Consider the following 24,671-nt stretch of genomic DNA (forward strand, 5'->3'; position numbering starts at 1 on the left):
ATGGAAGCGTATTTATGGCTTAAAATGCTCCATATTGTGGCTATCATCTCTTGGATGGCAGCCTTGCTTTATTTACCAAGACTCTTAGTGTATCATCGCGAAAATTATAATAAACCGGATTTTGTAGCCATTGTACAAATCCAAGAATCCAAACTTTTTAATGCCATTGCCACCCCAGCTATGATTATTAGCGTGCTTAGCGGGCTAGGTTTGATTTATGTTTTAAACCCAGCTACGCTTTTTTCTCATGGTTGGTTACACCTTAAACTACTCTTTGTACTTATTTTGTTGCACTTTCATTTTATGTGTAGAAAGTGGATGAAAGAGCTTAAAAAAGAGGGGACTTATAAGAGTTCGCGTTTTTTCAGGTTTGTAAATGAAGTGCCTACGATATGTATGATCGTGATTGTCTTTGCAGTAGTGGGGAAATTCTTTTAATGCGCAATTCTCAAAAACAAGAAAAAATCATTAGCATGTTTGATGCTATCGCTAATACTTATGATATAGCCAATCGGGTAGTGAGTTTTAGACAAGATCAAAAATGGCGGCGTAAAAGTATCCAAGAGGCTTTACGCCATGTTTATGCTTTTAGGGGGCATTTAAACGATCTGTATGTTGCTGATGTGGCTTGTGGGACGGCAGATATGTTGCTTTGTATCCTAGAGACCTTAAAAAATTTCAAGGGTAGCATTGCTAGCATGCATGGCATTGACCCCTCCTCTGAAATGTTGCGTCTAGCACAAGAAAAGATCACACAAGCTAACCTAGAACGCCCCGAGTGTGTTACTCTAACTTGTTTAGAGGCTAAAAATTTACACACCTTGCAAGATAATAGCATTGATTTACTCAGTATTGCCTATGGCTTGCGCAATGTGGTAGAGCGCAAAAAAGCTTTAGAGGAATTTAGCCGTGTTCTTAGAAAGGGAGGGGTGTTATTAGTCTTAGAGTTTATGCGTCAGGATCAAGGCGGGATTTTAGACTCATTAACCCATTTTTACACTTCTAAAATCTTGCCCATTTTAGGTACAATTATTAGCCGTAATTATAAAGCCTATGCTTATTTGCCCTCCTCTATTGAGCGCTTTGTTAGTAGCGATGAATTAGAAGATGAATTAAGCGCTGTAGGGTTAGATGTAGTAGAGAGAGCGCATTATATGTATAAAAGCGTGTCTAATATTTTGGCGGTAAAGCTTTAATGCATTTATTTCTCATGCAAATGGCGCATTTTGATTGGGAATTTGTACAAAGAAGCGCCAAACAAATGCCACCTAAAGCGCTTGTTATTTTCCCTGAATATGTACTCACCCCCTTTTTTTTAGAGGTGTTAGAAAGTGAGGCACAAAAAATTAATAGCTACAGTCTAGCCCGTTTAGAACAACTCCAACAACTCGCATTTAAACACCAGCTTTACATCAGCGCGCCTCTTATTTTACAAGATCAAAAAGGATTACTTAAACAAATTGCTTTAATCACACCTAAAGACACACAATTTTATACCCAGCAAAAACTCATGCCCTATGATCACTGGAATGAAGCGCGTTTTTTTGATAACCCCCAGCCTGATAAATTAAGCACACCCTTAACTTTTATGCTAGAGGGGATTAAAATCGCCCCTCTTTTTGGGTATGAATTACACTTTGATTTAATTTGGCTAGGCATGCAAGAGCAGGGGGTTGAAATGGTGCTTTTAAGCACGGCTAGTACCTTTGAATCTTTTGAGCGCTGGCGTGCTGTGTGTAAAGCTAGGGCGTTTTGTAATTCTATGCTAGTGGCACGGGCTAATCGTATTGGCATGGTGCGTTCTAAACAAAATAATTTACCATGGCGTTTTTATGGGGATAGTTTTATTGCCCTGCCTAATAGCAATATTGTTAGTAGTTTAGAAGGCGATCAAGGGATTTTACACCTAGAGGTGCATAAGCAGTATTTAGAGGCTTGGGCGAAAGAATGGGGGTTTAGGACTATCAAAGGAGAATAAACATGATTGATAAAAAATTACTACTCCATGATTTTGAGGCTGTGCAAGCTAATTTAGCCAAACGATTCTTAGACCCCCAGATTCTTAAAAATCTACAAACCCTTTTATTAGAATATAAAGCACAAAAATTAGCCCTAGAACAAGCCCAAGAATTTAAAAACAGAACCTCCAAACTCTTTTTTGAAAAGCAAAAAAACCACGATCAAGAAGCTCTAAGCCTTAAGAGTGCTTTAGAAGAGAATAAAGAGAAAATAGGGCATTTAACCCAGCGGGTTAACACTTTAGAAGAAGAATTAGAAGTTTTATTACACATAATCCCTAATTTATTAGACCCCATTACCCCCTTTGGTAAAGATGAGAGTGAAAATGTAGAAATTGCGCGTATTTTAACCCCTAAGAGTTTTGATTTTAAGCCCAAAGAACACCACGAACTAGCCCAAAAAAATGGCTGGATTGAATTTGATAGAGGCGTTAAGATCGCTAAAAGCCGTTTTAGTGTGTTGCGCAAAGGGGGGGCATTAATTAGCCGTGCACTTATTAATTTCATGCTAGATTATAACGCCTCACATGGCTTTGAAATTATCAACCCCCCTATTTTAGTCAATGCCACAACTCTTTTTGGCACAGGCCAACTCCCCAAATTTAAAGAAGACCTTTTTAAAGTAGAAATAGAGGATTTATATTTAATCCCCACCTCAGAGGTGAGTTTGACTAATCTTTATGCTAATGAAATAATTCTATCTGAGGATTTGCCTATTTTAATGACGGCTTATACGCCATGTTTTAGAAAAGAAGCCGGTAGCGCAAGTAAAGACACCCATGGCATTATCCGCCAACACCAATTTGATAAAGTAGAATTAGTGGCTATCACCCACCCTACAAAAAGCGATTCTATGCAGGCTAAAATGTTAGAAATTGCTAGCGGTATTTTAAAAGCTTTAGAATTACCCCACCGCTTTATCCAACTCTGTAGCGGGGATTTGGGTTTTAGCGCGAGTAATACGGTAGATATTGAAGTGTGGTTACCCGGGCAAAATTGTTATAGAGAAATTAGCTCTGTGAGTAATACGCGCGATTTTCAAGCGCGGCGGGCTAAGATTCGTTATAAAGAAAATAAGAAAAATGCCTTTGTACATACCCTTAATGGCTCTTCTTTAGCTATAGGGCGTACACTAGTGGCTATTATGGAAAATTACCAGACAAAAGAGGGGCTTATTAAGATTCCTAAAGTGTTAGAGCCCTATTTGACCCGTTATATCTAAAGGTTAAACATGGTTGATCAAACCCCAGAAACTCCACAGACTCAGCAAACCCCGCAAAATCCACAAACCCCACAAAATCCAGAAACACAGCAAACCCCACAACCCCCCCCTAAAAGAAATTTAATCCAATCTTTAAGACAATTCTTTAGCCAAGAAAACCCGTTTTTAGAAATTTTACAAGCCAAAACGCCTCAAGAAAAATTAATCGCCCTTAAAAGTAGACCGCGCCTTTATTTATCTGTTTTGGGAGGAACGGGGCTTGTTGCTTTAATTGTTATTGTCTCACTAATCATGAGTTTTGTGGCGCATAACCGGCGTTTTGAGGATAACGCCACACATAAAGAAGCAGCCGCCCAACAATCCAGAAAGCTTAGCAAAATAGAAAGTCAAGGTTCTGTTTTAAATAACCTCCCTGTTTTAAAAGAAACTTCTCATACACCCCTTAATGAAGAGCATATTAATACCATGATTGAAAAGGCAGATATTCTTTATAGACAAGGGCAAACCGATGAGGCTTTGCGTATTTTTGGCAAAATCTCGCACACTTCCTCTAATCTTGCTAACCACAATTTAGGTGTGCTTAAAATGCGCCAAAAAGATTATAGCGGGGCTTTAAAATTCTTTGATGATGCCCTTTTAAGCAAGGAAAATATTAGCGTTAATGCTATTGATGCGATGATCTCTGCCTTTTATCTTAATAATATGGACCTTTATACCCGTTATTTAAAACTCACTAGAAATAACTTAGTCCAACTAGATAAACAACCCATTTACCCCTACACCTATGCGCTAAGTTTATACTATGGGGGGCATTATTTTGAAACCCTTTCGGCTTTAATCAATCCGGATAACGAATTATTTAGCGCTCCAAGAAATCGTTTAGCCGCTAAGATTTTTATGATGTTTGGAGATGAAGCTAATGCGATTAAATATCTTAAAAATGCCGCCACCCCTAAAGATGATAAAACCATAGGGCTTTTATATGCCAGAATGGGGGATTATAGTAAGGCTATTCAATCCTTACGGCGCTATAATGATGCCTATCCAGATGATCAAGAAGCCTTAATGGCCTTAGAACTTGTTGCCTTGCGTATGGGAAATTTTATAGGCGCGCAAGATGTACTAACTTCTTTATTGCACACACTCAAAAAAGACAAACACAAAGAAAAGATTTTAAGCGACACTTACCCCATTGAACCTATATTAAACCGGCATTATTTTGATATACAGACAATTCGTAAAAGCTTTTGGAGTAATAATTTGCGCGAGGGAATGGGTATACCTACTTTTAGAATTCTCTTTTACTACGCGCCTTTTAAATTCATGGATTTAAGGAGTTCTTTAAATGCTATCCATGAGGGGGTGTTTTCTATAGATACGGGGAATAATCAGGATTTTATAGACGCCATTAATTCTTTAGAAAAAGGCAAGAACACCAGTAGCGCGGATTTGCACACCATCGCCGGGTTTAAATATCTTGGCTCTTCTCATTTACGCCGCGCGCTTAAAGAATTTAAACTCTCTTTAGAGGCTAACCCTTATAGCTCCACTGCCCACTATAATACCGGTTTAATCTATGCCCAGTTAGATGATTTCCACAACGCCTCTTTTCACTTTAAAAAAGCTTATTATTTGAATAATAACAATGTTTTAGCCGGTATTTTTGCCGTGCTAGTAGAATGGCTAGATTATCGCGACCCTAGCGCATTACTTAAAAAAATCACTACAGATTTTCAGGGTTTGCATTTTACAGATAGCATCCAAAGAGACTTTTTAAATTCTTTTATCAACTATCTGAATGGTACAAACAATGATGATTTAAGCTGGATAGATAAAATTGCCAAACCTTTAAGTATCCACTACGCTTTAGGACTAGCTTATGCGCGCCGCGCTGATGATAAAAAGAGGCTGATTAAATATTTTAGCGCGCTTAAAGAAATGCACCCTAAGGATATGTTCACCAATGTGCTTTATGAAATGATGCTTAAATACAAAGGGGATATCCGCCAAATGCTAGGGGCTTATGCTTTTTTAACCAGTAAAAAAGTGGATTTAGACAAACTAATCCATGGCTCGCTTTTGGGGCGTAAAATATATATTTATATGGGCTTTATCACCGGTTTATCAAATAGCCAAGAGCAGACACTTAATGCCCGTCTGAGTGCTTCTTTAAATGATGAGGATAGCATGGATTTATTGCGCATGTTAGGGTTAATGAGTCTCTTTCAAAAGAAATATGAAAAGGCCGTTTCTATTTATAACTTTTTACTAGATAAAGCAGGCGATCATGAAATGGAGGTGTATGAATTAGCTAGCCTAGCTTATATTGCTTTAAAACGATTTGATAGCGCGGCTTTGCTTTTAGAAATGGCTAAGGGCATCGATTCGCAAAACTACGATGTGCGCTATGGGTTAGGCTTACTCTACCAAAGAATGGGGGATTTACAATCAGCGTTGAATAATTTTAGTATCATTAAAAGTTATCGTTTCAAATCCGTTTATTATAGATTCCAAATCAGAGCCCCTAGGAATGCACAGGATTTGCCATGAATAAAATAGAGATTCTCCAAGGTCTTAATCCGGCACAACAAAAGGCAGTTAAACATGTACAAGGCCCCTTGCTTGTTTTAGCCGGAGCAGGCAGTGGCAAAACTAAAACCCTAACCACCCGTTTAGCCTATTTAATTGGCTATGTAGGAATCCCCCCTGAGAACACTTTAACTTTAACTTTTACTAATAAAGCAGCGAGTGAAATGCACCAACGGGCTATGAAATTAATAGGGAGGCGTACGCATAAGCCCACGCTTTGTACTTTCCATAGCTTTGGGCTTAACTTTTTAAAACAGCATATGGAGCGCTTGGATCGGGGGTTAGATTTTGAGCTTAAAACCCCCCGTGAAATTTTTAAACTATTAAAACCCGCTTTACTTGCCTATAAAAAAGACACCCGTATAGACAACGATGCAATATTTTTAAATTACTTAATGAAACGCTTTTCACAGATTAAAAACCACCTCATCACTCCGGAAAGATGCCAAGATATATGGCACGCTTTCATGTATTACACAGAAGCTTTAGAAAAAGAAAACTGGGTGGATTTTGATGATTTAATTGCCTTGCCTTACAGAATTTTAGATTATGATTTAGAGTTAGCTAACTCTATAAGTAAGCGTTACCAATACATCTCTATAGATGAATACCAAGATACAAACCCCCTCCAACTTAAACTCATTAAAACCTTTTGTTGTGCCCATGAGAATCTTTGTGCGGTGGGCGATGATGATCAAAGTATTTATGGGTTTAGAGGGGCGGATATAGAAAATATTTTAAATTTCCCTGAATATTTTCCTCAAACTAAAATTATCAAACTAGAACAAAATTACCGCTCCACAGAAGAAATTGTAACCTGTGCTAATGAGCTCATTATCCACAATAAGCACCGCTACCAAAAAACCTTAATTAGCCAGAAAAACAAAGTCCCATGTAAAAATTTAGAAGCCCCGCACTTTACCAACACCACAGAGGAAAATAACTTTATCACTAAAAAGATTTTAGAAGCGGCTAATCGGGGGGTTGTCTATGAGGATATGGCTATTTTGTATCGCTTTAATTGTCTCTCTAAAGAGGTAGAAAAGGGTTTATTGCGGGCTAAAATCCCCTACACGATCATAGGTGATATTAGTTTTTATGAACGCGCCATTATCAAAGATCGCCTAGCCTATTTGTATGCGCTAATTAATTGCAATGCAGATTCTGATATTTTGCGTTTATTACCTAAACTCAAATACATCGGCAAAGGCAGTATAGATAAAATTAAAAATCTATGTGCTAGAGAATTATGTAGCATTGCTAAAGCCTATCAGGCCGGTTTATTAAAACCCATATTACCCCAAAGCGCCTATGCATCTTTACAAGATTTTTTTACCCTTCTATTTGATCTAGCCAAAGATGCCCGCCATATCAAAAACATAGAACAAGCACATATTCTCTTTAAAGGTTATTTAAAAATATGCCAACAAAGCCCAGAAGAGCTAGAAAAAGAATGGCGCGCTAAGGCTGAGGAAGATCCTGATTTTTCAGACCCCTATTATCTTTCACGCTTAGAAGAGACTTTTATAAGTTGTATGGAGGATAGTTTAGAATTAAAGGGCGTGGCTAGTGTACAAGACTTTTTAGAACAAATCATACTAGAAACCCCTATTGTAGATTCTAAGGGTGTTAAATGCATGAGTGTGCATAAGGCTAAGGGTTTAGAGTTTAGCGTAGTTTTTGTTATAGGCTTTGAGGAGGATTTTTTCCCTTACAAAAATGCAGAGGATCAAGAGGAGGAGCGCCGTTTGGGCTATGTGGCTATCACACGCGCTAAAGAGGAACTTTATTTATGCAGTGCACAAGAGAGGGAACATTTTGGAACACTCCAAACAGGTTTAGCACCCTCTCATTTTTTAAAGGAAGCCAAATTGATCCAGTTTTTAAAAATTGGGGATTGCGTGATGCATGAAGTCTTTGGTAAAGGTATAATTGAGGCTTTAAATGAAAATTATATCCAAGTGCGCTTTGATTCTAATACTTATTGGATCATGGCCTCTATGATTAAGAAGGCTTAATGCGCTTTTTATTATTGGCTATCTGTCTAACCGGGCTTTTTGCACAGCCTTCTCTTTCTCTTTTAGAACAAGCTATTTCTAGAGCCTACACCCGGTTTTATGCCAAATACCCTTTTAAAATCCAAGCCATTAAAGTAGAGTTAGCTAGCGGCAACTTATCAATGCTAGATCAGATTTTAAAAGTCGCTAGCCCTCAAGATTTACGGTGGCGTACGCAACAATTTCTTAATAAAGAGGGCGTGCTAAGTTTAGATCAAAAAATCTGGATTAAATATAGCCTAAATGCCTCCATTGGTATTTATAAAAGTAAGATCATGCTTAGAAAAGATCAAAACCTAGATGCAAGCAATACCTATTTTGAAAATATCCCCTTCACCCACTTTACTACCTTGCCCATTGATGCCTCTTATATTAATAATAGCAGCGCGCGCAGCTTTATAGCCCCTAATACGATTTTAAGTATAGATAGAGTGGGTCCTAAAATTTTAATTTATAAACATGAAATCTTTAATGCCACACTCAAAGAAGGCCCTATTTTTTTAGAAACCTCTTTACAAGCTTTAGAAAATGGGGTGTTAAACCAAGTGATTCAAGCGTTAAATATGCGCAGTAAAAAAGTGATACAGGTTAAAATCACCGGACTATTAAAAGGGGAAGTGCTGTGAAATTAGTGGTGGGTATTAGTGGGGCTAGTGGGATACAGCTAGCTTGGCGCTTTTTAGAGTGCGTGCCTACAGAGATTGATTTATTTGTCGTTCTTAGCCTACATGCCCAACAAGTAGCGCACTCTGAAATGAATATAGATTTAAAACAAACTCTTAAAAACTGGCATAGACCCTTACAACTCTTTAGCCATAAACAAATTGATGCCCCTATTGCCTCTGGAAGTTTTGGTATAGATGCAATGGCCATTATTCCAGCTAGTTTAAATACTCTAAGTAAAATTGCGCATGGAATCTGTGATGATCTTTTAAGCCGCGTAGCTGCTGTAGTGCTTAAAGAACAAAAAAAGCTCTTATTAGCCCCTAGAGAATTGCCCCTGCATAGCATTGCCCTAGAAAATTTACTCACCCTAGCTAAAGCACAAGTTATTATCGCCCCCCCCCTGCTCACCTACTACACACAGCCTAAAAATTTAAAAGACATGGAATTATTCTTAGTGGGCAAGTGGTTAGATTCTTTAGGCATTAAGCATTGCTTATATCCCAGATGGAAAGCCAATGCTTAAAAAATTAGCCATTTATCCGGGTTCTTTTGATCCTATCACTAACGGGCATTTAGACATTATCCAAAGGGGTAGTGAATTATTTGATAACTTAATAGTAGCGGTTGCCAAATCTAGCGCAAAATGCCCCATGTTTTCTCTTGCTAACCGGTTAGAAATGCTACAACTTGCTACGGCGCATTTGCACAATGTCAAATGTTTAGCCTTTGAGGGGTTATTGGCTAATTTAGCTAGAGATCATAATTGCCGGTGTATTATCCGCGGGCTTAGGGCGGTGAGTGATTTTGAATTTGAGTTACAGATGGGTTATGCTAATAAGTCTTTAAACCCGGATTTAGAAACTTTGTATTTCATGCCCTCTTTACAAAATGCCTTCATTAGTTCCTCTGTTGTGCGCAGTATTTTAAGCCATGAAGGGGAGATAGCACACCTAGTTCCTCATACAGTGCTAGATTTTATTTTAAAGCAGGCTAAATGTTTATCGCCTTAGAAGGAATTGATACCAGCGGTAAAAGTACCCAAATTCATCTTTTAAAACAAGCCTTTCCTAATGCTTTATTCACCAAAGAACCCGGGGGTACAGCTCTAGGTCAGGCTTTGCGCGAAAAAATTTTATCTTATAAACTCCCTATCCATGCCCAATTTTTACTCTTTTTAGCAGATAGAAGTTTGCATATAGAGGAGGTGATCAAACCTAATTCTCACCGGTTAATTTTTAGCGATCGCTCTTTGATCTCAGGACTAGCTTATGCCCCCTATTTATTACAAGAGGCCATTGATCTACATAAAACACATGGGTTATTAGAAGTGATGCCAGATATTGTTTTTATTCTAAAATTAGATCACGCAGAGTTAACAAAGAGGCTAGATAAAAAAATTTCTATGGATTGTATTGAGGCTCAGGGAGTGGCATTTTTAGAACACACACAAAAACGCCTACTAGAAGCATGCCAAATGTTAAAGCTTAAAACTTATGTATTAGACGCCTCTAAAAGCCCTAATAGTATCCACCAAAGTATTTTAGAGAAGTTAGAAAGCCCACTTGAATCTTTTAAACATAATAAGCTTGCTTGAGAAGTTTTAACACACCCCTCAAAGCTAGAGAATTGATAAAACTTAGCTAGTCTGAGGCTAAGCTTTTGCTCATAAAGATATAAAAATATGGTAGAGTTTTTAAAATTTTATAATAATTTATGTGGCTGTTTATAGCCCCCTACTCTAGCTTTATCGCATAAAACTTTAGCTAGACTCTTTGATCTACTTAGGTAGGCTTTTGCTATTTATTAAATCTTGTGCATTTTTTAGCACATCACCTATCCATAAAGAGGCCACCACCGCTACTAAGTCTACATTCCCTAATTGATCTATATTAGTAGGCGTAATTCCTCCAATCGCACAGATAGGGATTTTTAAATAGGTTTTAGCTTCTTGTAAAATTTTTAAATCCATGCGGGGGGCATTTGGTTTAGTTTGTGAGACAAAACAAGCCCCAAAGGCAACATAATCTGCCCCCATTTGTTCTACCATTAAAGCTCTTTGTAAATCCCCATAACAAGAGACACCAATAACCCCCTTAAAAAGTGATCGCGCCTCTTGCAGGGGAGTATCTTTAGCGCCCAAATGTAACCCAAAAACTCCGCACTCTAGCGCTAGCTCTAGTCTATCATTTAAAATAAAGCCTACATTTTTTTCTGCACATAAAAAAGAGAGTTCATTAACTAGCCCGCGCAACTCTTGATCTGAGTGGCTTTTATCGCGCAACTGGAAAAGTTTAATCCCGCCTAAAATGGCTTGTTCAAGTAATTTGGACAAATTAGAATAGGGTGTGAGCTTTTCATCACTAATAGCATACAACCCTTTTAATTCTATTCCCATTCAATGGTCCCTGGGGGTTTAGAGGTGATGTCATAAACCACGCGGTTAATCCCCTTAACCTTGTTAATAATCTGGTTAGCCACTTCCTCTAAAAAATCTAAGGGCAAAGGGGAAAAATGCGCGCTCATGCCATCGCTAGCCTGCACAGCTCTAAGCGCTAAAGTATTTTCATAAGTACGCCTATCGCCCATTACCCCTACTGAGCGTACATTAAGTAGCACACAAAAGGCCTGCCAGATCTGATCATAAAGCTTAGCTTGCTGCAAGGCTTGTATAAAAATGCCATCGGCTTTCCTTAAAATCTCTAAATTTTGTAAATCTATAGCCCCTAAAATACGAATAGCTAGCCCGGGGCCGGGAAAGGGGTGGCGCTTAAGCATAACATCAGGCAAACCTAATTCCAATCCTAAGGCGCGTACTTCATCTTTAAACAATTCCTTTAAGGGTTCTAAAAGTTTAAAATCCATTTTTTCAGGTAGCCCGCCTACATTGTGATGGGATTTAATCACCTCAGAGGGTCCTTTAATGCGCACCGATTCGATCACATCAGGGTATAAAGTGCCTTGTGCTAAAAATTTTATTTTGCCGCTAGATTCTAATTCTTTTGCCTTTTTTTCAAACACTTCTATAAAAGTATGCCCTATAATTTTGCGTTTACTCTCAGGATCAACCACTCCTTTTAAACGCTCTAAAAATAAAGAGCTTGCATCAATTACATGCAAAGGAATAGAAAGCCCTTTAAACATTTGGGTTACCTGTTCTCTTTCCCCTAGTCTTAATAACCCGTGATCGACAAAAACCGCCTCTAGTTGGCCGGGCAAAGCTTGAGAGCACAAACACGCCACCACACTAGAATCCACCCCCCCACTCACCGCGCACAAAACCCGCTCTTTGCCCACTTGTTCTTTAATCTTTAAGATTTCTTGCTCTGCAAAAAAGCGCATGTTCCAACTAGGCATGCATTGACAAATCCTAAGCGCAAAGTTTTTTAAAATCTGTGTACCTTGCGTGCTGTGCACTACTTCGGGGTGAAATTGCAAGCCAAAAATAGCCCTTTTTTTATGCGCGATCACACAAAAAGGGGCGTTTTCACTCTGTGCTAACACTTTAAATTCTGCTGGCAAAATCTCTATATAATCTGCATGGCTCATCCACACCACACCCCCACTCACCCCCTCTAATAATGCATGCGTATCTAAAAGTTCTAAATGGGCTTTGCCAAATTCTTGCTCTTTAGCTAGTCTAACCTCCCCGCCAAAGACTTTAACAATTAATTGTAAGCCATAACAAATCCCTAAAATAGGCAAGCCACTTTGAAAAATCTGCAAATCACAAAAATAAGCCTCCTTGTCATAGACACTTGCCGGACCCCCGCTTAAAATAAAGCCTTTGGGGTTTTTAGCTAAAAGAGTCTTTAAGGGGCAGTGGTAGGGATAAATTTCTGCATATACCCCTATTTCGCGCAATCGTCTAGCAATAAGCTGGGTATACTGGCTTCCAAAGTCTAAAACAAAAATACAATCACTCATTACAAACCTTTTAGCGGAGTAAAGATGGTGTGATAATCTATACGAAAACCTTGTATGCTCTCTTGGGCTCTTGGACTTTCTAGCCACTTTAAAAACATTGCGCCTTCTTGTGAGTGGCATGGATTAGCCCAAAAATAGCGCATGTGCAGAGGTTTATAAAGTAAAGGTGGGAGGGTGTTTTTCTTTTGTAAATACAGGCGTTGGCTGATTAAAATCAAATCGCTAGATTGATAGGGTTTATAGCTGTGTAACATCATTTTAAGATGGGGCGTGTTGTTTAAAATGTGAAGCACCTTAGCCGGTTTTTTACCCTGAAAATGGCTTTGCCATTGTTTAGAACCTAAAAGTAATAATTCCTCTTGAAAAAGCGCTTTTTCTGCTTTGATTTTGCCACCCTGCAAAGCGCTTTTAGAGAGAATATAACCCTGTGCGCTGCAAATGCGTTTAGGGGGTTTGATCCAGTTAATTTTTTGGGAGTTATCTTGCTTAAAAACCTCTTGGAGTAGATCTAAAAAACCCTCTTGATTGCTTAGATCGCTAGCAATCATAAGAGGCTTAGCACACAAAGGAAAAGCCAGCAGAGCTAGCAAAAAAAGGCGCATTAAAAGGCGCGTAAAATGGTTTTATTGAGTCGCTCGCTAAAGGCTTTGGCGTTTTTAAGCGCACCCTTTTCTAAAAGCTTAGCGCTATCAAAGAGCAAGTGAGCCACATCTGAAAGAATGGCCTTATCCTCAATTCCTTTTAGTTTTTGGATAATGGCATGGCTAATATTAAGCTCTAAGGTTTTAGGCTGGCTGGGGACATCTTGACCCATTTGGCGCATTAAATTAGCCATCATTGCGCTTTGCTCCTCGCCTACTAACACCACCGCAGAACTCAAATCTTTAGCCAAAGTAACATCTTTAATTTCCTCTTTTAGCGCCTCTTTAAAGGCCTGCAATACGGGGTTAAATTCTTTTTTCTCCTCCTCGCTTACCTCTGCTAATTCTAATTCTTTAAGGGTTTCTGTGGCGCTAGCATCTTTAAGAGGCATTTTATCATACTCGCCTATACTAGGGATCACAAAGCCATCTATCTCATCGCCCATAAGCAAGACATCAAAGCCCTTTTTAGCGTATTTTTCTAAAAGTGGGGAGGCTTTGAGCAAATCTAAATTATCGCCGAGCATGTAATAAATGCTCTTTTGATCAGAGGGCATGGCTTTTTTATAAGATTTTAAAGAGAGAAACTCCGCCCCGCTAGAGCTAGCAAAGCGCAATAAATCTAAAAGTTTATCTTTGTTTTCAAAATCGCTATGCAAGCCCTCTTTAAGCACCCGCCCAAATTGGGTATAAAACTTTTTATAGGTTTCCTCGTTTTCACTTAAGCGTTCAAACTCGGCTAAGATTTTCTTAGTGGAGGCGCTTTTGATATTAGCTAGGATTTTATTTTGCTGTAAAATCTCGCGACTTACATTTAAGGGTAAATCCTCGCTATCAATGATCCCCCGGATAAAGCGCAAATACTGGGGCAACAGTTCTTTATCATTATCAGTAATAAAAACCCGTTTAACATAGAGTTTAACCCCAGATTGGTAATCCACACGGAATAAATCAAAGGGCGCGGTGCTAGGGATATAAAAAAGGGTGTTGTATTCTAAATGCCCCTCTACTTTATTGTGTATCCACGCCATAGGCGCGCTGTTATCATGGGCAAAGCTTTTATAAAATTCTTTGTAATCCTCCTCTGTAAGCTCGCTTTTATTCATGCGCCAAAGGGCTTTAGCGCTATTAATTTGGCTACATTTCTCTTCTGTGATCTCTTTTTTATTTTCCCCCTCGCCCTCAAATTTGCTTTCTGTGTAGGTTAAAAAGATAGGGAAAGGAATGTGTTCAGAGTATTTTTTAACGATGTTTTCAATTTCATAACGGCTAGCAAACTTGGCTTCTTCCTCTTTTAAATAAAGCGTGATTTGCGTACCTTGATTTTCTTTAACACAAGGGCTAATCTCATAACTGCCCTTGCCATCACTCACCCACGCATAAGCTTGGCTATCTAAAGCCTTTTTACTCTGCACCACAACTTTATCAGCCACCATAAAACTAGAATAAAACCCCACCCCAAATTGGCCAATTAGTGCGCTATCTTTCTTTTGATCCCCGCTTAAATTAGATAAAAAGCCCTTTGTACCAGATTTAGCAATTGTGCCTAGATTAGAGATCAAATCAGCCTCGTCCATACCAATGCCATTATCTACAATGCTTAAAGTTTTAGCCTTTTGATCAAAACTTAGATCAATGCGGGGTACAAACTCTAGGGTTTTGTATTTCTCATCGCTTAGCGTTAGATAATTGAGTTTATCTAGCGCATCGGAGGCGTTAGAGATCAGTTCTCTTAAAAAGATTTCCTTATGGGAGTAAAGCGAATGAATCATCAAATCTAAAAGCTGGTTAATTTCTGTTTGAAACGCATGTTTAGTCATGAAAACTCCAAAATTAAAATAAACGATCATTATAGCACAAGTGCTTAAAATGTGCTAACATACCCCAAAATCTATAAGGATATGAATGCAAGCCCTCCTAGATACCTTGCCCTCCTCCTTGTTTAAAATTGGCATTCTTTTTAGCGGTGAGGGTTCTAACATGCAAAATCTCATAGAAACTTTGCACCTTAAATCTTTTATGCGTTTACAAAACAACCAACCTATTATTTTGAATGTAGAACTCTGTGCGACTAATAACCCTAAGGCTATGGGTATAAAGCGCTGCAAACAGCTAAACATGCCCTGTGTGCTGTGCTCTAATGAGGAGGAATTTTTGCAAGTTTTATATCCTTGCCATTTGATTTGTCTAGCCGGTTTTAATCAAATTGTAAGCTCTAAGTTTTTAGAGCGCTTTTCTACAATTAATATCCACCCCTCTTTTTTACCAGAACATAAAGGAAAAGAAGCTATTAAGCGTAGTTTTGTTAGCCAAAAGGGTATGGGGGTGAGTGTGCATTTTGTAGAAGAAGAAGTAGACAGTGGCCCTGTTATTTTACAAGAGACTTTAGAAGTCAAAAAAGAAGAGAGTTTAGAGGATTTTGAAAAAAGAGTACATACACTTGAATATGAGCTCTATCCAAAAGCCCTTTTAAAAGTTCTAGGATTGTACTCCCTAGCATGAGCGATCTTTTCACCCTAGCTACCATTGCGCCCTTAATTGTACTCGCGCCTTATATGAGTCGTTTGTTTAAAATGCCAGTAGCTGTGTTAGAAATCTTGCTAGGGGCTTTTGGGGTTTATTTTGGACTGATTAGACCCAATCATAGTTTTGACATGCTAGCTGAGGTGGGGTTTTTATTTTTGATGTTTCTTTGTGGCATGGAAGTAGATTTATACATGTTTAAACAGATTAAAAAGGCTGTTTTAAAAAGAATTTTTGGCTACTTTACTATTTTATATATCACCTCTACTTTTATCGTTTTAAGCTTGCATCTGCCCACTCTTTATATTATTGCTTTGCCCATTGTGAGTTTGGGCATGATCATGACTTTAGTACGCGATTATGGTAAAGAACTCCCGTGGCTAGATTTAGTACTTAAAGTGGGGGTACTAGGTGAACTCACGAGTATTATTTTACTTGTAGTAGTAGATGGGATCTATTTGCATGGCTTTAGCATGAATTTATATAGAGCTCTAAGCGTTTTACTTGTTTTCTTGCTCGCTATTGCTAGCCTTATTAAAATATTTGGCATTTTATTTTGGTGGTTTCCGGGGTTAAAAGCTTGGATAATGCCAAGTAATGAGGCCAATCAAGATATCCGTTTTACCCTCACACTTTTCTTTATTTTAGTCGGGATTGTAGCTTGGCTTAAGTTAGAAATGGTACTAGGGGCCTTTTTAGCTGGCATGCTAGTTTCTACCTTTTTCCCCCATAAACACGAATTATTTGATAAACTTAACGATATAGGCTTTGGCTTTTTTGTTCCCCTCTTTTTTATCCATGTAGGCTCTACTCTTAACCTGCATTTAGTACTAGGCAACTATATCATCATCACCCATGCTTGTTTAGTCATGGTTGCCATGCTTTATTTACACCTTAGCACTAGCTTTTTACTCTTTAGGACATACTTTAACAGTGGCAAAAATACAGTGCTATTTGCGCTAAGTGCCTCCATGCCCTTAACCTTTTTGGTTACCACCGCTAGCGTAGGTTTGCGGGTAGGGGCTATCAACCAAGATACTTATTACGCTTTCTTGCTAGCTGCTATCTTTGAGGGGATTTTATTCACTACCCTTATCAAAATGCTACAAAAACAACCCCTCCGCTAATGCTATAGATAAGATTTTAGAAAGTGTAGATATATCTTAGATACAAGGAGTAATCGCGTTTCAAGCTATAGTATAGCCCTGCGGTTCGGATAAACTTATTAACCAACATAGGAAGTTTAATTCCTAGCTCTACACCATTGTGTTTATAAATATTGGTGCGGAAACCAAAATTTAACCACACATTAAAATTCCCATGGCTAGGCAAGCCTGCTAAAGAAGCATAGGGGTCATGGGCGTGAATAGCCGCTTTCCACGCGTTAAGAGCGCTAGACTGCCAAGTATTACCCCCAATGGCAAAGCCTGCAAACACACCCACACTCGCATTTTTACGATCAATGAAGTTACCTAAAGCATCAACCCCTATACCATAAGCGGTCATGTTTAAGACGACATTTTGATCATAGCCTACTAAACTGTACTGGGGCCCCAAATCAGCAAGCCCATAATCAAAGAAGCCATAATAGCGGATACCTGCCCACTTAGTCTTAGCATTGGGAACCTTGAAGAAAAACTTCTGACCAATCATTACCCCAAAGCCATTCATAGCCCCATTGCCATACTTAGCATGCCAACTTACATTCCTGCCCTGCCAGTTGTTATAATCAGGACCCGTTCCTGGAGGGTAATTTCCGGGCAAATTATAAAGATTGGTATTCATCCTACCTTGCCCAATCTGATAACCAACCCCAGCAAATACACCATTTTCTTCTGCCACCAGAACCCCCATCACCCCAAAGGCTAGAGGGACACCGAGTAGAAACTTTCTCATCACTATCCTTTAACACCATAATCAAAAATTAAGTTAGACTGCGATCATAACATGTTTAAACTCATAAAACAAGAATTTTTGTATTTTTTTATTCTAAAAACTCACCTCTTAGAAAATCAGAGTATAATACGGGGCTACTCCACCATAAAGAGTTTTTTTGCTAGATCACATTAAAATCTACGGCGCTCGGGAAAATAATTTAAAAAATATTGATCTAGAAATCCCTAAAAATAAATTTATCGTCTTTACGGGTTTAAGTGGATCGGGTAAGAGTACTCTAGCTTTTGATACGCTTTATGCAGAAGGGCAACGGCGCTATTTAGAATCTCTTTCTAGCTATGCGCGCCAGTTTTTAGACCGGATAGCAAAACCAGCTGTAGATAAAATTGAAGGGCTTATCCCTGCTGTGGCTATTGATCAAAAAAGCACCAGCAAAAACCCGCGATCGACTGTGGGCACTATCACTGAAGTTTATGACTATTTGCGCCTGCTTTTTGCCCGTATTGGCCACCAACACTGCCATATTTGCGGTGCGCCTATTACCTCTATGCGAGTGAGCGATATTTTAGATCAGATTCAACAAGATTTTAAGCAAGCTAAAATCCTCATTCTTGCCCCCCTTATTGAAGATAAAAAGGGTAGTTTTACAGACACTTTAGAGACTCTACGCCAAAAGGGTTTTGTACGCGCCCAAATTGATGGGGTTTTAGTACGCCTTGATGAGCCGCTTAAACTAGCCAAAAGCAAAAAACACACCCTTAAAGTACTCACCGATCGCCTAGAAGTGCGTACTGAAAATCAAGCACGCATGGCTAGTGCTATAGAAAAGGCGTTGGCTGAAGGGTTTGGGCGCGTAGAAGTGTTAGATTTACAAACTCATAAAAGCCGCCATTACAGCGAACATTTGGCCTGTTTTAATTGTAAAATTAGCTTTGAACCCCTTGAACCTTTGCGTTTTTCATTTAATTCGCCCAAAGGGGCATGTGAGGAGTGTCTAGGGCTTGGCACTAAATTAGGGCTAGACATTCATAAAATCCTTGATCCAAGTAGTCCCCTGCAAGAGGCTACCCAAATTCTAAACCACAACAATTATTATAAGGCGCTTTTTGAAGGTTTTTGTATAGCTAACCATTTAGACCCCTTAAAACCTTTTAACCAGCTTAGCCCCACACAACAAGAAGCTTTTTTGTATGGTAATGGTAAAGAAATCTCTTTTTCTTGGAAACAAAAGAGTTTAGAAAGGCCTTGGCTTGGCATTGTCCAGATTGCCTATGACATCTTTAAAGATAGCCATGATTTAGGGCAGTATATGGGCGAAAAAATCTGTACTAGTTGTCAGGGGCATCGGCTTAAACCCTCTTCTTTAAGTGTACAAGTAGCTGGGCTTAATATCTCTGATCTTTTAGACATGCCCATTAGCGCCGTGCACGCTTTTTTAAAAGAAGAGAGCCATTTTGATTATTTAAGCCCGCAAGAAAGATACATCGCCACGCCTATTTTAAAAGAAATTACCGAACGGGTGTTTTTCTTAGTAGATGTAGGACTAGGTTATTTGACTTTAGGCCGTGATGCGCGCACGCTAAGCGGGGGAGAGAGCCAGCGTATCCGCATTGCTAGTCAGATTGGAAGCGGTTTAACTGGGGTACTTTATGTACTAGATGAGCCTAGTATTGGCTTGCATGAAAAAGACACCCTTAAGCTGATTAAAACCCTTAAAAATCTCCAGCAAAAAGGCAACACACTTATTATTGTAGAACATGATAAAGAGACAATCAAGCAAGCAGATTTTGTGGTAGATATTGGACCAAAAGCGGGCAAACACGGCGGGGAGGTGATCTTTAGTGGAGAAATAGAGGCGCTTTTAAAAAGTAGCCACTCCACCGCCCTTTATTTGCAGGGTACTAAAAACATCACCCGCCCGCCTCATACTCTAAAAAAACCTATACATTTCCTAGAACTCAAAGAGGTTAACCTGCACAATATTAAAAACTTACAGGTGAAAATTCCGCTAGGCCAGTTTGTCTGTGTAACAGGGGTTAGCGGGAGTGGGAAAAGCTCTTTGATTTTACAAACTCTTTTGCCTCTTGCACAAGAGCGGCTTAATCATGCTAAAAAGGGGGTTGTGAGTGGGATATGTGAGGGTTTAGAGCATTTAGACAAGGTGATTTATTTAGATCAAGCCCCCATAGGCAGAACCCCAAGAAGCAACCCAGCCACTTATACGGGTGTGATGGATGATATCCGCGAATATTTTGCCCAGAGCAAGGAGGCTAAGATTTTAGGCTATAGCGCCAGCCGTTTTAGTTTTAATGTCAAGGGGGGGCGCTGTGAGAAATGCCATGGCGAGGGCGAAATTAAAATTGAAATGCATTTTTTACCCGATATTTTAGTGCAATGTGATAGCTGTAAGGGAAATAAATACAACCCCCAGACCTTAGCTATTAAAATCCGCAATAAATCCATCGCTGATGTGCTAGCTATGAGTGTGGAGGAGGCGCTAGAATTTTTTAGTAAAATTCCTAAAATTGCCAGCAGATTACAAACTCTGATTGATGTGGGTTTAGGTTATATCACTTTAGGGCAGAGTGCGATAACTTTAAGCGGAGGCGAAGCCCAGCGCATCAAACTAGCTAAGGAACTTAGCCGCAAAGATACCGGTAAGACCCTTTATATTTTAGATGAGCCCACAACAGGACTACACTTTGAGGATATTCAACTGCTTTTAAATGTCTTGCATTCGCTAGTAGAGCTAGGTAATTCTATGGTGGTGATTGAGCATAATTTAGATATTGTGAAAAACGCGGATTACATTATTGATATGGGTCCTGAGGGGGGGGATTTAGGCGGGAAGATCATTGCCACAGGTTCACCAAGTGCTTTAGCCAAAAACCACTCTAAAACTAGGAGTTATACCGGAAAGTTTTTAGCACAAGAGTTAGGGCTAGAAACAAAAAATTAGCTAAAAGCCTAATTAAATCCCAAAACAGGGCTAAAAACTTACTTTAAAAAAGCTTTTAGGTGGGGCTAGTAACAGCCACATAATAAAATTTTAAAAACTCTACCATATTTTTATATAGGATTTATAGGTTTGTAGGAGCGCAAAACTAGAAAACTTGTGCTAGGATTAGGTGTTATTTTATGTATTATTTAAGGCTTTTGCATGGGTTTTAAGACTAAAATTTTATTAATTTTAGCAACTTTGTTATTCGTTGCCTTTAGCATCATTATGTTTGTTGTGAATATTGTTGTCAGTTCTCATATTGCTAAGGCCGTCCGCCATTCCTCAAATGCAGCTATCAATTTGATTTCTTCTTCTTTAAAAGAGTGGAATAACTCTATAGAAAGCGCATTAACACACACCGCAAAAGGTTTAGAACAAATAGAGTTTAGCAATATCCCCAGTGTGATTAGGGTTTTTTCTCTTGTACGCGATGGGTTAAATGCTAAAAATGTTTATGTAGGCCTTGTAGATGGGCGTACAATTGGCACGATGGGGAAAGTTCCAAAGGGTTATGATCCTAGAAAACGCCCTTGGTATCAAGAGGCTATGGCTAAACAAGGCTTAGCGATTAGCGATGTGTATAAAGACTTATTTACTAAAAAAATAACCCTAACCTATAGCATTCCTGTTTTTAAAAATGGGGCTTTTGCCGGGGTATTAGCTGCAGATATTAGTTTAGAGTCTATGGCTAAAAATGGGCGTAGATTTGATTTTAATGGCGTACGCGTCCATGTTTTGGATAAAAAAGCCTTTATTATCCGTTCCTCTAAATTTAAGGCCGGTTCTAATTACTATAATAGCCATTCTTACCCGGGAGGTAAAGAACTTGCAGATATTATTTTTGCTAACAAGAGTGGTTTTATAGAACATGACGCCCAAGGGGTTGAAAAGTTTTTTGTCTTCACCACAGTACCGGGTTTGGAGTGGAAGATTTTAGGGGTGATTAATAAAGAAGATGCGTTTAAAAACCTAAGAGATTTACAACTTCTTTTACTCAGTATTGCCATTGGCGCGATCTTATTGATCTTAGCAACACTCTTTGGAGTGATTCATATTTTCTTTAAACCTCTGATTAATTTAAGAGATTTGATTAAAGACCTTGTTTTTCAAGAGGGTGATCTGACTAAAAGATTGAGCGCTAAGGGCAAAGATGAAATTGCTAATATTTCTTATAATATCAATGCGTTTTTAGAAAAAACACAGGGGGTTGTTTCTCAAATTAAACAAGTTAGCTCTGAAAACTCCCATATTGCGACAATTTTGCAAAAAAGTTCTGAGGACGCAAAGATTTGTGCAGAAAAAGAAACAGAACGAATTGGCTTAGCACTTAAAAATGGCGATGAAATTATGGGGCATATCCACACGGGAGCAAGTAGCGCGCAGCATAATAATTCAAATTTAGTTTCAACCGGAGATGCCCTAGAAGAAGTACGCGCTAAAATAGAAAGCTTTAGTGCCCATTTGGCCAATAATGCTAAAACCAGTGTAGAACATTCCAATAGATTAGAGCGTACCTCTTTAGACACACAAGAGATCAAAGGGGTATTAACCATTATTGAAGAAATTGCTAATCAAACCAATTTATTAGCCCTGAATGCCGCTATTGAAGCCGCACGCGCAGGCGAACATGGGCGCGGGTTTGCGGTGGTGGCTGATGAGGTCAGAAAGTTAGCCGAAAAAACCCAAAAATCTTTAGGAGAAATCCACAGTAGCATTAATGGTGTGGTGCAAAGTGTGAATGATATTAGCCAAGATTTAAATAATAACGCCCAAGAGATTGTAAAAGTGAGTCAAGACGCTCTTAATTTGCAAGCTATCGTAGATGGCAATGTTAAGAGTATCCAAACTATCATTAGCGCCACTGTTGAAGATGCAAAGGCTTTTAAAGAAGTTGCCACTCTCACACAAGGAATTATCACAGAAATTTATAAAATCAGTGAATTAAGCACAGCTAATCAAAAAAATATCCAAGCGGTTTCAGAGGCTAGTGTTTCTTTAAATAAAACAGCCGCTATTTTTAACCACGAACTCAATAAATTTAAAGTTTGATTTTCTCACCCTAGCTAAAGTTTAGTTATTTGATCATCTAATCCTCTAGCTTTTAGGCGCGGGGAGTGTATCAACTTTAAGTAGCGATTTATGATGATTTTGAGAACCCAAACTAAAGATATTTGGGCTTGCTATCTGTGTTGCTTGAGAGCAGAATTTTAGATAATCTAGCTTGCTTTTTTCTAAAAGGCCACTAACCCCAGCCGTCTCATCTTGAGCACTTATTATGGGAATAGCCAAATATTTAATATTTTTTGCTATTATCACACAAAAGTAAATAAACATGAAATTACCGATTTGAGGAGGTCTTGATGGAAAGTCTAGTAGCTTGGTTAAAAATTTGCTTAAAGTTGACCTTCTCTTTTATTATTAACATTAAAGAGAGCTGTATTACCACCTTTCACGCACAACAAGAGATTTTTAAAAGGCATCTCTTGCATATGTGTTTAAGGGGTTGTCTGATGATACGGTAACTAAAGTCAAAAGTATTTGGAGGTGTGAGAGAGTTTTAAGTTGGGCTTGTAGAGTCCTCCCCTGTGTAGGGTTGTTATATACTATGGAGAATTGTGATGAGAAAAGCGATATTGCTTTCTAAGAGTTTGGTTACCATTTTAAGTTTATTGTCTGAATCGACGGCTTTTGATTTGCGCAATTTAGAGTCCTTTGCCAAATTTAAGGCAGGTACAGAAATGTTTTCTAAAATAGGGTTTAACAACAAGCCTATTAACACTAACAAAGGTCTCTATCCTACCGAAACCTTTATGACCGTGGTGGGTTATCTCCAATTAGATTTTCCTGAACTTTTACCTAAAAGCGCAACGGCTAATGGACACCATATGTCAGGGAGTTTAGGGGGTTTTGCTGGAGGGCTTGTTTATGATGGAACTAAGCATCTTATCAATGAAGCCACAGGTAAGCCTTATGGGGCTATGAACTGGAACTACTTTGGGTATTTTGCCGGATTAGTGGGGCAAAAGCCATGGGGGCAGTGTTGGTATGGCGCTGGAGGGGGCAATGAGTCTAAGTATGCGGGTTTAAGTGCAGCACAATTACAAGCGATGTCAGATGCAACAGTGATTGGTGGGGTTAATGCAGCTGATTGTGTGCAAGGCTATGCAGATCACACCCGCGATTATGTAATTTATAATGCCTATATTGACTATTCCTACAAAAATATTTTTAGATTTAGAGGCGGCCGTTATGAATCCCCAGCAGACTACATGAGTGGTTATACGCAAGGGATAGACATGACCTTAAATTTAGGGCATTTTAAGTTTTGGTGGTTTAGTTCCTTTGGACGGGGTTTTGCCTATAACGAATGGCTTTATAACTTTTACTCACCTAAAACCTATGTTTTAGCCAATGGTAAAAAGATCAACCCCGGGGTGCATGCTTTCTATGTTACATGGAATTATAAAGGTTTTAGCATCGTACCCTTTGTGTATTTCTCGCCTGATAATGAATATAGCCCCTGTTTTACTCTCTTGTATGACAGTAAACCAAACTTTAAGGGGGTGGGTTGGCGCTCCCAAACCGATATTACGGTTTTAAACCCTTTTTATGCGCCGCGTTTTTGGAACACCTACCAATTTGGTATGATCTCCAGAAGAAACGCCCATAGTTTGATGATCAAACAGCGCTTTGACTACAACAACTACAACTTTGGCGGCGGGATTTACCAAAACTTTGGCAATGCTAACTGGATGATTGGCTACCATGGTAACCGCTTAGGTTTTGACTTTTGGACTAACACCGTTTATGCCAATACGCTTAACTCCCTTTCCTATATGATGGACTCTAATGCCTTTACGGCTTTTCTCTTTGGCGGGGGTGTGTATAAAAAATTACTTTATGGTTTTATTGGCCGTTTGACTTATGGGCCTAGAGCTAATGAGCAAAGCTTTGCGGTTAACCTTGGTTATCAGTTTTCTAAACACTTTTATGCAGACATTAAAGTAGAGTTTTATAACCAACTCATGCACAGAGGTTATAAAATCGGCTGGAATGGACCCTTCTTACCCGATCAACCCGGCACCGATCAGGATAGAAGCCATATTTTTACAGAGGTCAAGGTAAGCCTTTAAA

The 24,671-nt window shown here is 38.9% G+C and carries 20 protein-coding genes; 15 read left to right on the forward strand and 5 right to left on the reverse strand.

Going from position 1 to position 24,671, the window contains the following annotated elements; all coding sequences use genetic code 11:
• The 10 genes from hemJ to tmk are packed head-to-tail and all read left to right on the forward strand — an operon-like array spanning position 1 to position 10,146.
• Positions 1 to 438, forward strand: a complete 438-nt coding sequence (gene hemJ, locus G6Q00_RS01230) for a protoporphyrinogen oxidase HemJ (RefSeq protein ID WP_163531658.1) — start codon at positions 1 to 3, stop codon at positions 436 to 438.
• A complete protein-coding gene (ubiE, locus tag G6Q00_RS01235) occupies positions 393 to 1,196 on the forward strand; it encodes a bifunctional demethylmenaquinone methyltransferase/2-methoxy-6-polyprenyl-1,4-benzoquinol methylase UbiE (RefSeq protein WP_163531659.1) in 804 nt (267 codons plus the stop codon). Before hemJ ends, ubiE begins: the two co-directional genes overlap by 46 nt.
• Positions 1,196 to 1,978 carry a carbon-nitrogen hydrolase family protein gene (locus G6Q00_RS01240; RefSeq protein WP_163531660.1) on the forward strand — a complete coding sequence of 261 codons (783 nt, stop codon included), beginning with the start codon at positions 1,196 to 1,198 and terminating at the stop codon, positions 1,976 to 1,978. Before ubiE ends, G6Q00_RS01240 begins: the two co-directional genes overlap by 1 nt.
• A gap of 2 nt (positions 1,979 to 1,980) precedes the next feature.
• Positions 1,981 to 3,240 (forward strand): serine--tRNA ligase, encoded by a 1,260-nt coding sequence (serS, locus tag G6Q00_RS01245; protein WP_205426435.1) that lies wholly within the window; start codon positions 1,981 to 1,983, stop codon positions 3,238 to 3,240.
• A 9-nt stretch (positions 3,241 to 3,249) separates the two neighbouring features.
• Positions 3,250 to 5,790 carry a tetratricopeptide repeat protein gene (locus G6Q00_RS01250; protein ID WP_163531661.1) on the forward strand — a complete coding sequence of 847 codons (2,541 nt, stop codon included), beginning with the start codon at positions 3,250 to 3,252 and terminating at the stop codon, positions 5,788 to 5,790.
• Positions 5,787 to 7,847 (forward strand): ATP-dependent helicase, encoded by a 2,061-nt coding sequence (locus G6Q00_RS01255; protein ID WP_163531662.1) that lies wholly within the window; start codon positions 5,787 to 5,789, stop codon positions 7,845 to 7,847. Before G6Q00_RS01250 ends, G6Q00_RS01255 begins: the two co-directional genes overlap by 4 nt.
• Positions 7,847 to 8,512, forward strand: coding sequence for a flagellar basal body P-ring formation chaperone FlgA (gene flgA, locus G6Q00_RS01260; RefSeq protein WP_163531663.1), 666 nt, complete (start codon positions 7,847 to 7,849; stop codon positions 8,510 to 8,512). The genes G6Q00_RS01255 and flgA overlap by 1 nt, the downstream gene beginning before the upstream one ends.
• Positions 8,509 to 9,075 (forward strand): UbiX family flavin prenyltransferase, encoded by a 567-nt coding sequence (locus G6Q00_RS01265; RefSeq protein WP_163531664.1) that lies wholly within the window; start codon positions 8,509 to 8,511, stop codon positions 9,073 to 9,075. Before flgA ends, G6Q00_RS01265 begins: the two co-directional genes overlap by 4 nt.
• Complete coding sequence (coaD, locus tag G6Q00_RS01270; protein WP_163498710.1) at positions 9,068 to 9,562, forward strand: pantetheine-phosphate adenylyltransferase; 495 nt, start codon at positions 9,068 to 9,070, stop codon at positions 9,560 to 9,562. Before G6Q00_RS01265 ends, coaD begins: the two co-directional genes overlap by 8 nt.
• A complete protein-coding gene (tmk, locus tag G6Q00_RS01275) occupies positions 9,547 to 10,146 on the forward strand; it encodes a dTMP kinase (protein WP_163531665.1) in 600 nt (199 codons plus the stop codon). The genes coaD and tmk overlap by 16 nt, the downstream gene beginning before the upstream one ends.
• A gap of 183 nt (positions 10,147 to 10,329) precedes the next feature.
• Here the strand turns inward: tmk and thiE are convergent, their stop codons facing one another.
• The 4 genes from thiE to htpG are packed head-to-tail and all read right to left on the reverse strand — an operon-like array spanning position 10,330 to position 14,937.
• Positions 10,330 to 10,947 (reverse strand): thiamine phosphate synthase, encoded by a 618-nt coding sequence (thiE, locus tag G6Q00_RS01280; protein WP_163531666.1) that lies wholly within the window; start codon positions 10,945 to 10,947, stop codon positions 10,330 to 10,332.
• Entirely contained in the window at positions 10,938 to 12,476 is a 1,539-nt protein-coding gene (gene guaA, locus G6Q00_RS01285) for a glutamine-hydrolyzing GMP synthase (RefSeq protein WP_163531667.1), read from the reverse strand. Before guaA ends, thiE begins: the two co-directional genes overlap by 10 nt.
• A complete protein-coding gene (locus G6Q00_RS01290; RefSeq protein ID WP_163498706.1) occupies positions 12,476 to 13,078 on the reverse strand; it encodes a hypothetical protein in 603 nt (200 codons plus the stop codon). Before G6Q00_RS01290 ends, guaA begins: the two co-directional genes overlap by 1 nt.
• Positions 13,078 to 14,937 carry a molecular chaperone HtpG gene (htpG, locus tag G6Q00_RS01295; RefSeq protein WP_430750776.1) on the reverse strand — a complete coding sequence of 620 codons (1,860 nt, stop codon included), beginning with the start codon at positions 14,935 to 14,937 and terminating at the stop codon, positions 13,078 to 13,080. The genes G6Q00_RS01290 and htpG overlap by 1 nt, the downstream gene beginning before the upstream one ends.
• A gap of 85 nt (positions 14,938 to 15,022) precedes the next feature.
• On the opposite strand from htpG, the gene G6Q00_RS01300 reads away from it, so the two are divergent.
• Together G6Q00_RS01300 and G6Q00_RS01305 are read left to right on the forward strand one after the other, a co-directional pair.
• Positions 15,023 to 15,619, forward strand: coding sequence for a formyltransferase family protein (locus G6Q00_RS01300; protein ID WP_163531669.1), 597 nt, complete (start codon positions 15,023 to 15,025; stop codon positions 15,617 to 15,619).
• On the forward strand, positions 15,616 to 16,767 hold the full coding sequence (locus G6Q00_RS01305) for a cation:proton antiporter (RefSeq protein ID WP_163531670.1): 1,152 nt from the start codon (positions 15,616 to 15,618) through the stop codon (positions 16,765 to 16,767). Before G6Q00_RS01300 ends, G6Q00_RS01305 begins: the two co-directional genes overlap by 4 nt.
• A gap of 16 nt (positions 16,768 to 16,783) precedes the next feature.
• Here the strand turns inward: G6Q00_RS01305 and G6Q00_RS01310 are convergent, their stop codons facing one another.
• A complete protein-coding gene (locus tag G6Q00_RS01310) occupies positions 16,784 to 17,536 on the reverse strand; it encodes an outer membrane protein (protein ID WP_163531671.1) in 753 nt (250 codons plus the stop codon).
• 157 nt (positions 17,537 to 17,693) lie between these two features.
• On the opposite strand from G6Q00_RS01310, the gene uvrA reads away from it, so the two are divergent.
• The 3 genes from uvrA to G6Q00_RS01325 all read left to right on the forward strand — a co-directional run bounded on the left by uvrA (position 17,694) and on the right by G6Q00_RS01325 (position 24,670).
• Entirely contained in the window at positions 17,694 to 20,495 is a 2,802-nt protein-coding gene (gene uvrA / locus G6Q00_RS01315; protein ID WP_163531672.1) for an excinuclease ABC subunit UvrA, read from the forward strand.
• 201 nt (positions 20,496 to 20,696) lie between these two features.
• Positions 20,697 to 22,586 carry a methyl-accepting chemotaxis protein gene (locus G6Q00_RS01320; RefSeq protein WP_163531673.1) on the forward strand — a complete coding sequence of 630 codons (1,890 nt, stop codon included), beginning with the start codon at positions 20,697 to 20,699 and terminating at the stop codon, positions 22,584 to 22,586.
• A gap of 569 nt (positions 22,587 to 23,155) precedes the next feature.
• Positions 23,156 to 24,670 carry an outer membrane family protein gene (locus G6Q00_RS01325; RefSeq protein WP_163531674.1) on the forward strand — a complete coding sequence of 505 codons (1,515 nt, stop codon included), beginning with the start codon at positions 23,156 to 23,158 and terminating at the stop codon, positions 24,668 to 24,670.
• Position 24,671: the final 1 nt, after the last annotated feature.

It is taken from the genome of Helicobacter suis (genome assembly GCF_902196125.1).
GTDB lineage: Bacteria > Campylobacterota > Campylobacteria > Campylobacterales > Helicobacteraceae > Helicobacter > Helicobacter suis_B.